Source organism: Enterococcus eurekensis (assembly GCF_042654605.1).
GTDB lineage: Bacteria > Bacillota > Bacilli > Lactobacillales > Enterococcaceae > Enterococcus_I > Enterococcus_I eurekensis.
The window spans coordinates 1-12,642 of record NZ_JBHSGT010000008.1 but is presented as its reverse complement, the minus strand read 5'-3'; the positions used below and the strand labels follow the sequence as shown (position 1 = coordinate 12,642).

Here is a 12,642-nt window from a genome sequence, read left to right as displayed (position 1 = left end):
CTGAAATGAGTTACCTCATTTTTGAATACTTGTTTTCTTTAAAAGAGACTTTTGGGTCAGCCTCTTTTATTTTCGTGAATAAAAGCTTGTCTTAATTGTTATATTACTGTAATGAAGTCGAGTAATATCGAAAAAACACTTAAAGGGAACGTTTTCTTTTGTTCAAATATTAAATAATCAGCAAAATAGAATCAAATAATTTTCTCATTTAAAGACCAAAAATCGTATCATATCAATGTTTAAATGTGAGAAAAGATGAGAAGTGTGTCGAATGTAACAGAAACTGCATAAAAATTATAGAAAATAGCATTCTCTTAATCTATTCGTAACCTAAGGGCTTTTGGACCGTGTTAAGATACGGTTTGTAAGAAATAGGAGGAATTAAGTAATGAGAATTCGTTTAATACCGACAGTGCTAATGACAGGTATGCTTTTAGCAGCAACAATCATTCCTGTATATGCAGCAGAAAATCAAGAAGAACAAATTGTAATCAATGAGCAAGTAATGACGGGTGAAGCCGTACAAGATATTTCTAATTCATTTATGACTTTAGCAGTTGAAGGCGACGCTGTTCAATCAGCTAAAGACAAAATTGCTGCCAAGGAGCAAGCAATTAAAGAAGCGAAAGAAAAAGCGGAAAAAGAAGCGCGCGAAAAAGCCCTTCGTGAAAAAGCAGAACGTGAAGCAGCAGAAAAAGCTGCACGTGAACAAGCAGAAAAAGCAGCAGCTGAGCAAGCGGCTAAAGAACAAGCCGAGGCTCAAGCAGCAAGTGCTTCAACTGGACAACAACCAGCAGGTCAAACATTTTTTATGGAATCAACTGCTTATAGTTCAGATCCAGCCGATGCTTTAGGCGGTGGAACAGTTACAGCGACAGGCCAAAACTTATTAACGAACCCAATGGCAGTAGCTGTGGATCCAAACGTTATTCCATTAGGAACTCGTTTATATGTTGAAGGTTATGGTGAAGCAATCGCAAGTGATACGGGTGGTGCCATCAAAGGAAATATCGTTGACGTTCATTTCCCAACTTATGAACAATGTGTTCAATGGGGACGTCGTCAAGTTAAAGTAACCATCTTAGGTTAATTGATACAAAATAAATTTTTTAAGGCATCGAAATCAGTTATTTTGATTTTGGTGCCTTTTTACTTGTCTTTATCTTATGAGGTAGGTATATTTAAATATGAAAAGAGGGTTACTATGCAAAAAATATTAATAGCAATCGTACGGGGTTACCAGCGTTTTATTTCGCCGTTGTTTCCACCGAGTTGTCGTTATTATCCGACGTGCTCGACTTATACAATTCAAGCACTGCAAACTCATGGCGGTTTGAAAGGTAGCCTGATGGGAATTTCGAGAATTTTTAGATGTCATCCTTTTGTAAAAGGCGGCATTGATTATGTCCCGTTAAAGTTTAGCATGAAAAGGAATACAGTGGATAAAGAACAGCCGAAGTATACGTATAAAAAAAACAAACATTTCCATTAATTAAAGATATGAAGAGCCCATTTTTAAGGGAATTCTTCATATCTTTTTTGTTTTGTAATTAAAAAATCCAAAAGTTGACAGAATTAATGAAATATTCAGAAAATTCAGTTGACAAGGAATAAAAAATTAGGTATATTGAGAAACATATTCATTACCGAAAAAAAAGGGGGAAATAATATGAAAAAGAAAATGGCGTTTTTGTTTGGGAGTTTATTTTTATTAGCAGCGTGTAGCGCGGGCCCAACAAGTGGTAACGAGACAAATGGTTCTTCAAATGCAGGTGGTAGTGCAGATGCAGAAACGATTAAGATTGGTTTAAACTTAGAGTTATCAGGAGCGGTCGCAGGTTACGGCACGCAAGAAAAAGATGGCGTTGAGTTAGCAGTTGAGATTATAAATGAAGGTGGCGGGATCTTAGGTAAACAAGTTGAACTTGTAACTAAAGATAATAAATCAGAAACAAGTGATGCCGCAACAGTTGCAGCCAACTTAGCAACAAATGATAAAGTAGTCGCAATTATTGGCCCAGCAACATCAGGTGCAACAAAAGCGGCCATTCCAAATATTACAAAAGCACAAGTCCCATTGATTACGCCGTCAGCAACAGATGATTCAGTAACACTAAATGGGGATAAAGTTCAAGAATATGTCTTCCGTTCAAGTTTCCAAGATAGTTTCCAAGGGGTTATTTTAGCGAAATACGCTCAAGATCAATTAGCTGCCGAAAAAGCAGTGATTTTAGGTGATAACTCAAGTGATTATGCCAAAGGTTTATCAAAAGCCTTCAAGAGCGAATACAAAGGGGAAATCGTCTTAGAAGAAAACTTTACCAAAGGCGATAAAGATTTCCAAGCGATTTTAACCAAAGTAAAACAAGCAGATTTCGATGTGTTATACATTCCAGGTTACTATGAAGAAGCAGGATTAATCATTAAACAAGCAAGAGAATTAGGTATTGAGCAACCAATTATTGGTGCCGATGGATTTGGTGACGAGAAAATGGTTCAACTTGCGGGAGCCGAGAATGTTTCCAATGTTTTCTATACTGGACATTTTTCAATCTTAGCACCATCGAATGATACGGTAGAACCATTCGTGGCAGCTTTTAAAGAGAAATTTGGCAAAGAGCCGTCAACGTTTAATGCTTTAGCTTATGATGCAATGTTTATGATCAAACAAGCAATTGAAACACAAAATGCAGCCGATGCAAAATCAATTACTAAAGGTTTATCTGAACTAAAAGATTTTAAAGGTGTGACAGGAAACATCACGATGGATGCGCAACATAATCCAGAAAAATCATTAGTCGTAATTGGATTTACAGATGGTAAAGAAAGTTCTGCAGAAGCAATTAACCCATAGATTTGGGAAGTAAAGGCTGTGGCAAAATCAGATAGCGGTTTTGCCACAGTTTTTTTCAGAAAAACAATGAATTTGGAAGTGATCTTATGGAAATAATCATTCAACAATTGATTAACGGGTTGTTTTTAGGGAGTATATACGCCTTAATGGCTTTAGGTTATACAATGGTTTATGGGATTATCCGTTTAATTAATTTCGCTCACGGTGAAATATATATGATCGGAAGTTTTATTGGCTATTTTTTGATTCACCAATTTAATGATTTAGGCATTTTCTCTGGTGCGGTAGGCTTTTTTGTCTCGATGTTAATATCGATGGCAATTAGTGCCTTATTAGGTGTTTTAGTTGAAATCTTAGCTTATAAACCATTACGTGGTGCGACGCGAATTTCGGCCTTGATTACCGCAATTGGTGTTTCGTATTTGCTACAAAATTTGATGATTTACTTCTTTTCACCAGATACGCGACCGTTTCCACAAGCTATTGCACGTAAACTGTATACTTTTGCAGGTTTAAGTGTCAGCAACATTCAATTGCTGATTTTATTTGTTTCGGTCAGTTTGATGATTTTATTACAAATTATCGTTAAAAAAACAAAAATGGGAAAAGCGATGCGTGCAGTGAGCGTTGATCCAGATGCGGCTCAATTAATGGGAATTAACGTCAATCGAACAATTTCATTTACTTTTGCATTAGGTTCAGCTTTAGCAGCGGCTGGTGGGATGCTGATTGGTTTGTACTATAATTCCATTGATCCGATGATGGGCGTTGCGCCTGGTTTAAAATCGTTTGTAGCAGCTGTTTTAGGTGGGATTGGAATTATTCCAGGTGCGGCTTTAGGTGGATTTGTAATTGGTCTAATTGAAACAATGTCGACGGCTCTAGGCTTTTCTGATTACAAAGATGCGATTGTTTACGGTGTTTTAATTATTATCTTAATTATTCGTCCAGCTGGAATTTTGGGCAAAAACGTCAAAGAGAAAGTGTAGGTGGCAACGATGAAAAAAAATATCAAATATACGCTTACGTGGACGGTACTTACGGCGGGCCTTTATTTCTTGCTTTTCTTTCTATATAATTCAGGCAAAATCAATATTTTTACCGATGCGGTGATTGCCAATATCGGGATTAATATCGTTTTAGCAGTTAGTTTGAACTTAATTATTGGCTTTGGAGGCCAATTTTCATTAGGACATGCAGGCTTTATGGCAATTGGTGCCTATGCGACAGCGATAATTACTTCTAAAAGTCCAAGTTTTGGCTCGTTTGTACTGAGCATGATTGTCGGAATGGTTTTATCAGGTATTATTGCACTCGTTGTAGGGATTCCAACGCTTCGCTTAAAAGGCGATTATTTAGCGATTGCGACCCTTGGTGTCTCAGAGATTATCCGTATTTTAATCATTAATTTTAGCGATCTAACAAATGGGCCTTCAGGAATTTTTGGCTTGACACAATATAGCAACTGGCAAATCATTTTTGTGGTTATGGTCCTGACTATTGTCTTTATTTCTAACTATATGAATAGTAGCTATGGTCGCTGGACGTTGTCGGTTCGTGAAGACGAAATTGCAGCCGAAGCGATGGGAGTTAACACGACACGCTTTAAAGTACTGGCTTTTGTAATTGGTGGTGTCTTTGCTAGTGTCGGTGGTAGTTTATACGCTAGTTACCAGCAATCGGTTTTCCCGAGTGATTTTACCTTTATGAAATCAATCGACATTTTAATTATCGTTGTATTTGGTGGGATTGGTAGTACGACAGGAGCAATCGTTTCGGCTGTCGTTCTTGGTTTCATCAATATGTATTTACAGGAGTTAGGTAGCTTACGGATGATTTTTTATGCGTTAGCGATTATTTTAATTATGATTTTCAAACCAAGTGGTTTATTAGGTAGTAAAGAATTATCCATGAAAAAATTATTCCAACGCTTTAACAAGGGAGGGGATTCGAATGCCACTACTGACCGTTAATAAATTAACTAAAAACTTTGGTGGATTAACAGCCGTTTCCCACGTTAATTTAGAGTTGTATGAAAATGAGCTTGTTGGATTAATTGGACCAAATGGTGCGGGTAAAACAACGTTATTTAACTTACTGACAGGGGTTTATGAACCAAGTTCTGGTGATGTTATTTTTGAAAACTCCGGTAAAGAACAACGTTTAAATGGGATGAAACCTTATAAAATTGCCAATATTGGCTTGGCGAGAACTTTTCAAAATATTCGTCTATTTAAAGAACTATCAGTCTTAGATAATGTTTTGATTGCGATACGAGAAGTGGAAAAAAGTTCATTTATTGCCAATGTTTTACGTTTGCCGAAGTACTATCAAACAGAAAATGAATTAGCTAACAAAGCCGAAAAATTATTAGAAATTTTTCAATTAGAAGATAAACTGGATACTCTTGCACGTAACTTATCTTATGGTGAACAACGCCGTTTAGAAATTGTACGAGCTTTGGCCACTAAACCTAAAATCTTATTTTTAGATGAACCGGCTGCGGGGATGAATCCCCAGGAAACGGCTGAGTTAACCAATTTAATTTATCGCATTCAAAAAGAATTTCAATTAACAATTATTTTAATTGAACACGATATGAACTTAGTGATGGATGTTTGTGAACGAATCTATGTTTTAGAATATGGGCAAGTGATTGCTGAAGGCACACCTGAAGAAATTAAAGGGAATCCTCGAGTAATTGAAGCGTATTTAGGAGGGGAAATTTAATGTTAAGTGTCAATAATTTATATGTAAAATATGGCTTAATTGAAGCAATTCATGATGTTTCCTTTCAAGTAAATCAAGGTGAAATTGTCTCGTTGATTGGAGCTAATGGTGCTGGAAAAACGTCGATTTTAAGAACTATTTCAGGTTTGGTTCGTCCAGCTGCAGGAAGTGTTCACTTTGAAGGGGTGGCAATTGAAAAAGAAGCGCCGCAAAAAATTGTGAGAAAGGGACTTTCTCAAGTACCTGAAGGCCGTCATGTTTTTTCAGGTTTGACCGTCCAAGAAAATTTGGAGATGGGCGCTTTTTTACGTAACGATGCTGAAATCAAAGCAGATTATGAATCCGTTTATAGTCGTTTTCCCGTTTTGAAAGAAAGAAGAAAGCAAGATGCAACAACCTTATCTGGTGGTGAACAACAGATGTTAGCGATGGGACGTGCCTTAATGTCTCGGCCGAAATTATTATTACTAGATGAACCTTCAATGGGACTGGCACCAATTTTTATTCGAGAGATTTTTTCAATTATTCAAGAAATCAAAGCCCAAGGAACGACAGTCTTACTGATTGAACAAAACGCGAATATGGCATTATCGATTGCCGATCGTGGTTACGTTCTAGAAACAGGCAAAATCGTGCTTGAGGGGACAGGGCAAGAACTTTTAGCCAGTGAATCTGTCAAGAAAGCTTATTTAGGAGGATAAATCATGAGTATAAAAAATTTTATGTCGACCGAAGTCATTACCGTTTCACCGCAAACACCGATTTTTGATGCGGTTGACTTGATGAAGCAACATCAAATTCATCGCTTGCCAGTAGTTGAAGGTGGAAAACTCGTTGGATTAATTACTGAAGGTGTGATTCAAGGTGCGATGCCTTCAAAAGCGACTAGTTTAAGTGTGTATGAAGTCAATTACTTATTGAATAAAACAAATGTCAAAGATATTATGATTAAACAAGTTGAAACGATTGGACCAGATGCTTTACTAGAAGATGGAATTGTCAAAATGCGTGCCAATAATATTGGTGTCTTACCAGTAGTCGAAGCCGACAAAGTAATTGGGATTATTACCAATAACGATATTTTTGATGCCTTCTTAAAAATTACTGGTTATTATGCAGGTGGAACGAGAGTAACATTAGCCATTGAAAAAGATGATCGTGGCATTTTAGCTAATATTACCAAAGTATTAGCTCAAGAAGGTTTTAGTATCTTGACGATTGTGGTTAATCGTGAATCAGATAAAACAATTGTCGAGATTCAAGTGGAATCAAAAGAACCAAAACAAGTCGAAAGTAGCTTGACGGCTGCTGGTTATCAGGTTGTTAGTTCTGTTTTAACGAATCAATAATTCGAGTGCCAGAAAATTCTTTTTGAATTTCTGGCATTTTTCATGAATCTTTTTCTGTAAAAATTTCAAATATGTGCTAGAATAAAGGCCGAGGTGATAATTATGAAGAAAAACAAAGAGATTCAAATCCGAATGGAAGAAACAGCAAGAGTCCTTCAAGGCTCAAAATATGAAGTCACTGAGTTGTATATCGGTAAAAAGAAAATGGGCGAGATTTTAGAATACGGTCCAAAAGACTTTCGAACATTCATGGATAGTGAAGCGATTGGTTCAAGTAAAACCTTTGAATTGGCAGTTGAAACGATTATTCGTCAATGGAATTTACACGAATAAAAAAACATTTAAAAAAGTTTAAAAAAACTGTTGCAATTCTATCGGAAATTTTGTATTATAACTAAGTCAGGTTTTTTACTAAACCTTTTGGAGGAGTAGCGAAGTGGCTAAACGCGACGGACTGTAAATCCGTTCCTTCGGGTTCAGTGGTTCGAATCCACTCTCCTCCACCATTGGGGTATAGCCAAGCGGTAAGGCAAGGGACTTTGACTCCCTCATGCGTTGGTTCGAATCCAGCTACCCCAGTATTGAGTAACGATTAATCGTTACTCTTTTTTATTTGAAAAAAAACAACTTTTAGGCTAACCTATAGATAGATTATAAGAGGGGTGACAAGCATGAATTTGACAAAAAAAGTAAAAGAAAAAATTGTTGAAACGGCAGAGCATTTGTACGACTTGTCAAAAAAAGATCTTTTTATAAATATCACAAAAGCTGGTGTGGATATTACTGAAAAGAGACCAACGAAACAAACGATTAAATGGCGTTCAAAAGGTCACTAAATAACAATAGAAGTTTTGACTGATAATTTTGTCAAAACTTCTATTGTTATTTTATTTTGATTTCAGTGTATTGATAATCACCAAGTTCAAAAAGGACTTGACCATTTAAGAGCTCAGTCACTTCTTCTTGAAAAACAGGACTCTCTTCTTCATCAACCATAATATGGAAGGTTACATCAGACAAAAATTGAGTGTCTTTAACGACGTATGCTTGCGATTCTAAAAAATGTTGCATCTTACCGACAGCAGGGTAATCAATTGTTACAAGGATTTCTTGTTGGGGTTTCACTTCGACAATCCCAATTTCTTTAAGCGCTTCGGATACAGAAGTAGAATATGCACGAATTAAACCGCCGGCACCAAGTTTAATCCCACCAAAATAGCGTGTGACAACCGCTACAACGTCGACTAGATCATTTTGTTTTAAGACTTCCAACATCGGAACACCCGCCGTTCCACTAGGCTCGCCATCATCGCTCGATCGTAAAATCATTCCTTTTGTTCCAATAATAAAGGCGCTGCAGTTGTGGTTGGCTTTCCAATGTTCCTTTTTGATTTCTTGAATAAATTTACGCGCCTCTTCTTCAGACGTCACTCGCTGAAGGAAACATAAGAAGCGTGATTTTTTTATTTCAATTTCAACAACACCATTTTTTTCAATTGTGCGGTACGTTTCAAGCATGCTTTTTCTCCATTTCTTTCGATTAATCTCAGTATAGTCAAAAATAGTGTGAAATTCAATTTAAGGCGTTTGCTTTTTTTGGTAATAAGCTAGATAATAGATAGAAAAGGGGGATTCGTTTGGTGGGAGGCAAAAAGAAGTACGATATTATAACGGATTATATTCGTAACAATGGTGGGACTCAAGTGACGTTGACCTTCACTCAAATCGATGAGTTACTTTTTCCTGCCAGCGGGTTACCGAAAACGGCAAGAAAAACAATCGATTGGTGGGCGAATGATTATCGCTATCCAGAAAAAGGGGCCTATGCTTGGCTAAATGCAAATTATGAAGTCATCCATGTTGACCTTGTTAAAGAGTATGTTGTTTTTAGACCGTTATTAAAAGGAACGTGGTTATTAAAATAACGTGTCAGCCAGTTGACAAAGTAAGTGTTTGCTTTATAATTTATTTAATTGAATGATGATGTTCAGAAGGAAAAGGGAGAGTTTTTGGATGGCTAAAAAAACGATAATGTTAGTTTGTTCTGCAGGGATGAGTACGAGCTTATTAGTAACTTCAATGCAAAAATCAGCAACGGTCAATGATATTGACGCAGATATATTTGCGGTGTCGGCTTCAGAAGCAAATCATTACTTAGAAAATAAAAAAATTGATGTCTTATTATTAGGTCCACAAGTTCGTTTTATGAAAGCTGATTTTGAAAAACGTTTAGGGCCAATGGGAATTCCATCAGATATTATTAATATGGCTGATTATGGAATGATGAATGGTGAAAAAGTTTTACAACAAGCTTTAAATTTAATTGAAAATAAATGATAATCAAAAAGCAAAGAAAAAATTCTTTGCTTTTTTTGTATTTATTTTTGAGGTGATTAAATGAATCCGTTGAGGGGTAGGCAGATTGTTGTCTCATCAGAAGAGTTAAAAAATTATCCAACAAATGAATATCAACATAGAGAAGCGATGATTTTAAATCAGCAACTTTATTGTCAACGATGCAATGCCTTAATTATTCGGCAAGAAAATGTTTTGCCAAATGGTGTTTTTTTCTGTTCAGAGTGTCAGGAATTTGGCAGGATAAGGAGTGATTCATACCTAGTATCAGTTCGGGGACAAGGGGGCGAAAAAGAAGAAAGAAGCGTTAATTTTACATGGCAGGGGAAGTTGACACAACTGCAAACACATATTGCTCAGCAACTACAGAAAAACTATCAAGCAAAACAGTCCACCCTGCTTTGGGCGGTCACAGGATCAGGAAAGACTGAAATGGTTTTTCCGGTGATTTATTTAGTGTTGTTAAAAGGTGGGCGTGTGTGTATGACATCACCGCGAATCGATGTTTGTCGTGAACTGTATCCACGAATTGTTGCAGCTTTTCAAGAGGAACAAGTATTGTTGCTATATGGCAACTCGAAGGAAAAATATCGATACTCTAATTTAACGATTTGTACGACACATCAAATGCTTCATTTTTACCAAGCATTCGATTTAATTATTGTTGATGAAATTGATGCTTTCCCTTATGAAGGCAACTCAGTGTTACAGTTTGCTTTGAAAAATGCATTGAATCCACATGGGAGATTGATTTATTTGACGGCGACTCCGCCAAACCATTTATTACAAGAAGTACAGCAGACATTTGCGATTGAAAAATCACCTTTAAGATTTCATCAAAGACCTTTAATTGTGCCAGAATGCATCTGGTACAACCATTGGGAACAAGCTAGTCATTCACGGTTTCATTTTAAAAAATTTCATCGCATGATTTTGGAATTGTTAAAAGACAACCACGTATTGGTTTTTTGTCCGAGCATTCAGTTTATGAATCGATTAGCAAAACAAACACAAACGTATTTTATCGAAGGGCAAGTTGCATCCGTCAATTCTACGGATCCACTACGAGAAGAAAAAGTTCAAAAAATGCGTGAAAAAAAATACCAAGTACTGTTTTCAACGACTATTTTGGAACGTGGCGTGACTTTTGAGGATCTTTCCGTCATTGTTATGGGGGCGAACCATCCGGTCTATACAAAATCAGCTTTAGTACAAATTGCTGGTCGAGTTGATCGAAAAGGTGAATACCGCCGAGGACGAGTCATCTTTTTTCACAATCAAAAGACCATAGGTATGCGTCAAGCGTGCCGAGAGATTAAGGAGATGAACCAACTAGCGAAAGGGTGGTTATCTAAATGAGATGCCCTTGGTGTCAGCAATTACAAATTCGTGACTTGACACTTAAAGAAATTTTATGGCCGCTTACGATTAAAGAAACGCGCTGCCAAGTATGTGAGTCGAAACTGTGTAAAATTGAAGCGCCTTATTGTATGCTCTGCTTGAAAAAAGGGGTAGCTAGTCCTTGTGATGATTGTCGAATGTGGCAAACAGAATATCCGAGCTACGATTTTCAACATCATTGTTTTTTTCAATATAATGAAGCTTTTCATGATTGGATCTATCGTTACAAGTTTTTAGGAGATTACCGCTTAAGGGGAACATTTACTGATGAAATCAGATCATTCTTTCATCAACATCCTAAAGCAATCGTTTGTACAGTACCTTTATCGAGTGAGCGACAAAAAATTCGTGGTTTTAATCAGAGCGCTGCTATTTTGTCAGCTGCGAAGATTCATACCGTTGATTTACTGCAAAAAACACAACATACCGATGCACAAGCGCAAAAAAATCGTCAAGAACGTTTAGCAATGACACAACCTTTTGAAGCAACCTCCTTAGCTAAAGAAATAAAAGGCAGAGAAGTCATTGTTTTTGATGATGTTTATACAACTGGACGGACGTTATTTTATGCTGCCGAGGTTTTAGAACATTTCAAACCATTAAAAATTCGAACACTATCATTGGCGCGGTAGATTTTATTCAAATTAATTAAGTTTTGGTAACGATTTCTTTTGCATTTCTCATGAAGTTCGATATAATAGAAGTAAGAAGAGAAGGAAAGAGTGGTCCTTCCCTCTCTTTAATTGGTAGACGAAAGGGGCAATTGTTATGTTTAGATATAATGTACGTGGAGAAAATATTGAAGTCACTGAGGCGATTAGAGATTATGTGGAGAAAAAAGTTGGAAAACTAGAGAGATACTTCTCAGATGTGCCTAACGCAACTGCTCATATTAACCTAAAAGTTTATACTGAAAAAACAGCAAAAGTAGAAGTGACGATTCCACTGCCTTTCTTAGTATTGCGAGCTGAAGAAACGTCACCAGATTTATACGCAAGTGTAGATTTGGTTGTTGATAAATTAGAGCGTCAAATTCGCAAATTTAAAACAAAAATCAACCGTAAAGCTCGTGAAACAGCGATTCCTGATGTTCGAACAGAAGCGATTTTCATTAATGGTGACACAGAAGATGAGAATGGATCTGACTTAGAAATCGTTCGTACAAAACGACTATCATTAAAACCAATGGATAGTGAAGAAGCGGTATTACAAATGAACATGCTGGGTCACAACTTCTTTATTTTTGAAGATGCTGAGACTAATGGCACAAGTATTGTGTATCGTCGTAAAGATGGTAAATACGGTTTAATTGAAACAGACTAATCTTGGCTCTGTGTCAAATGATGTGGATGACTAATATTTTGTTAAAATGAACGATTCTCTAGGCAGCGAAAACCATGGCGTTTTCGTTGCCTATTTTTTTGTATGTTTTGAAAACCACCTGCTATGCGGGTGGTTCTAGAGAGCTTCCAGCGTGGTATTAAAAAATCCTCCTAAAATGATAAGATAGATTTGGTTTCCCGACCACAAACTATCAATCAAATAGGAGGTTCCTTATGAAAAAGGAGAATCAAAGTTTATCACACACAACATGGAAATGTAAGTATCACATCGTCTTCGCACCAAAATACCGAAGACAAATCATCTATGGAAAATACAAACAAAGTATCGGTGAAATATTAAGAGAGTTATGTGAAAGAAAAGGCGTAGAAATTATAGAGGCTAACGCATGTAAAGATCATATCCATATGCTAGTCAGTATCCCACCTAAGTTAAGTGTCTCTGGATTTATTGGTTATTTGAAGGGGAAAAGTAGCTTAATGATATTCGATCGACATGCAAATTTAAAATATCGTTATGGTAATCGAAAATTTTGGTGTAGAGACTACTATGTCGATACCGTGGGAAGAAATAAGAAACAGATAGAAGAATATATACGAAACCAAATTCAAG

The 12,642-nt window shown here is 36.6% G+C and carries 17 protein-coding genes and 2 tRNA genes; 18 read left to right on the top strand and 1 reads right to left on the bottom strand.

The window, feature by feature from the left end; all coding sequences use genetic code 11:
- Nucleotides 1-388 precede the first annotated feature (388 nt).
- The 12 genes from ACFO3L_RS00930 to ACFO3L_RS00875 all read left to right on the top strand — a co-directional run bounded on the left by ACFO3L_RS00930 (nt 389) and on the right by ACFO3L_RS00875 (nt 7,769).
- Complete coding sequence (locus ACFO3L_RS00930) at nt 389-1,090, top strand: 3D domain-containing protein (protein WP_379962923.1); 702 nt, start codon at nt 389-391, stop codon at nt 1,088-1,090.
- A gap of 114 nt (nt 1,091-1,204) precedes the next feature.
- Complete coding sequence (gene yidD, locus ACFO3L_RS00925; protein ID WP_379962921.1) at nt 1,205-1,492, top strand: membrane protein insertion efficiency factor YidD; 288 nt, start codon at nt 1,205-1,207, stop codon at nt 1,490-1,492.
- A gap of 177 nt (nt 1,493-1,669) precedes the next feature.
- Nucleotides 1,670-2,854 (top strand): ABC transporter substrate-binding protein, encoded by a 1,185-nt coding sequence (locus ACFO3L_RS00920; protein WP_379962919.1) that lies wholly within the window; start codon nt 1,670-1,672, stop codon nt 2,852-2,854.
- Between the two features lie 86 nt (nt 2,855-2,940).
- A complete protein-coding gene (locus ACFO3L_RS00915) occupies nt 2,941-3,843 on the top strand; it encodes a branched-chain amino acid ABC transporter permease (protein WP_379962918.1) in 903 nt (300 codons plus the stop codon).
- A gap of 9 nt (nt 3,844-3,852) precedes the next feature.
- Nucleotides 3,853-4,827 carry a branched-chain amino acid ABC transporter permease gene (locus ACFO3L_RS00910; RefSeq protein ID WP_379962917.1) on the top strand — a complete coding sequence of 325 codons (975 nt, stop codon included), beginning with the start codon at nt 3,853-3,855 and terminating at the stop codon, nt 4,825-4,827.
- Complete coding sequence (locus tag ACFO3L_RS00905) at nt 4,808-5,584, top strand: ABC transporter ATP-binding protein (RefSeq protein ID WP_379962916.1); 777 nt, start codon at nt 4,808-4,810, stop codon at nt 5,582-5,584. The genes ACFO3L_RS00910 and ACFO3L_RS00905 overlap by 20 nt, the downstream gene beginning before the upstream one ends.
- Nucleotides 5,584-6,285 (top strand): ABC transporter ATP-binding protein, encoded by a 702-nt coding sequence (locus tag ACFO3L_RS00900; RefSeq protein WP_379962915.1) that lies wholly within the window; start codon nt 5,584-5,586, stop codon nt 6,283-6,285. The genes ACFO3L_RS00905 and ACFO3L_RS00900 overlap by 1 nt, the downstream gene beginning before the upstream one ends.
- Before the next feature lie 3 nt (nt 6,286-6,288).
- The gene (locus ACFO3L_RS00895; protein ID WP_379962914.1) at nt 6,289-6,933 is read left to right on the top strand and encodes a CBS and ACT domain-containing protein; all 645 of its coding nucleotides are present in this window, start codon (nt 6,289-6,291) and stop codon (nt 6,931-6,933) included.
- A 96-nt stretch (nt 6,934-7,029) separates the two neighbouring features.
- Nucleotides 7,030-7,266, top strand: coding sequence for a DUF2969 domain-containing protein (locus ACFO3L_RS00890; RefSeq protein ID WP_379962925.1), 237 nt, complete (start codon nt 7,030-7,032; stop codon nt 7,264-7,266).
- Between the two features lie 89 nt (nt 7,267-7,355).
- Nucleotides 7,356-7,439, top strand: a tRNA-Tyr gene (locus tag ACFO3L_RS00885).
- Between the two features lies 1 nt (nt 7,440).
- Nucleotides 7,441-7,512, top strand: a tRNA-Gln gene (locus ACFO3L_RS00880).
- A gap of 92 nt (nt 7,513-7,604) precedes the next feature.
- On the top strand, nt 7,605-7,769 hold the full coding sequence (locus tag ACFO3L_RS00875; protein ID WP_379962913.1) for a hypothetical protein: 165 nt from the start codon (nt 7,605-7,607) through the stop codon (nt 7,767-7,769).
- Between the two features lie 46 nt (nt 7,770-7,815).
- On the opposite strand, the gene ACFO3L_RS00870 is transcribed toward ACFO3L_RS00875, so the two are convergent.
- Entirely contained in the window at nt 7,816-8,451 is a 636-nt protein-coding gene (locus ACFO3L_RS00870; RefSeq protein WP_379962912.1) for a YigZ family protein, read from the bottom strand.
- 122 nt (nt 8,452-8,573) lie between these two features.
- Between ACFO3L_RS00870 and ACFO3L_RS00865 the strand changes: the two genes are divergently transcribed.
- From ACFO3L_RS00865 to tnpA, 6 genes are all read left to right on the top strand, one after another.
- Nucleotides 8,574-8,858, top strand: coding sequence for a DUF7662 domain-containing protein (locus ACFO3L_RS00865; protein ID WP_379962911.1), 285 nt, complete (start codon nt 8,574-8,576; stop codon nt 8,856-8,858).
- Nucleotides 8,859-8,946: 88 nt separating this feature from the next.
- Nucleotides 8,947-9,270, top strand: coding sequence for a PTS sugar transporter subunit IIB (locus tag ACFO3L_RS00860; RefSeq protein ID WP_379962910.1), 324 nt, complete (start codon nt 8,947-8,949; stop codon nt 9,268-9,270).
- A gap of 60 nt (nt 9,271-9,330) precedes the next feature.
- The gene (locus ACFO3L_RS00855; RefSeq protein ID WP_379962909.1) at nt 9,331-10,647 is read left to right on the top strand and encodes an ATP-dependent helicase ComFA; all 1,317 of its coding nucleotides are present in this window, start codon (nt 9,331-9,333) and stop codon (nt 10,645-10,647) included.
- Complete coding sequence (locus tag ACFO3L_RS00850; RefSeq protein WP_379962908.1) at nt 10,644-11,321, top strand: ComF family protein; 678 nt, start codon at nt 10,644-10,646, stop codon at nt 11,319-11,321. The genes ACFO3L_RS00855 and ACFO3L_RS00850 overlap by 4 nt, the downstream gene beginning before the upstream one ends.
- A 136-nt stretch (nt 11,322-11,457) precedes the next feature.
- On the top strand, nt 11,458-12,012 hold the full coding sequence (hpf, locus tag ACFO3L_RS00845) for a ribosome hibernation-promoting factor, HPF/YfiA family (RefSeq protein WP_379962907.1): 555 nt from the start codon (nt 11,458-11,460) through the stop codon (nt 12,010-12,012).
- Nucleotides 12,013-12,245: 233 nt separating this feature from the next.
- A partial coding sequence (gene tnpA / locus ACFO3L_RS00840) for an IS200/IS605 family transposase (protein ID WP_379962906.1) occupies nt 12,246-12,642 on the top strand: 397 nt, incomplete at its 3' end.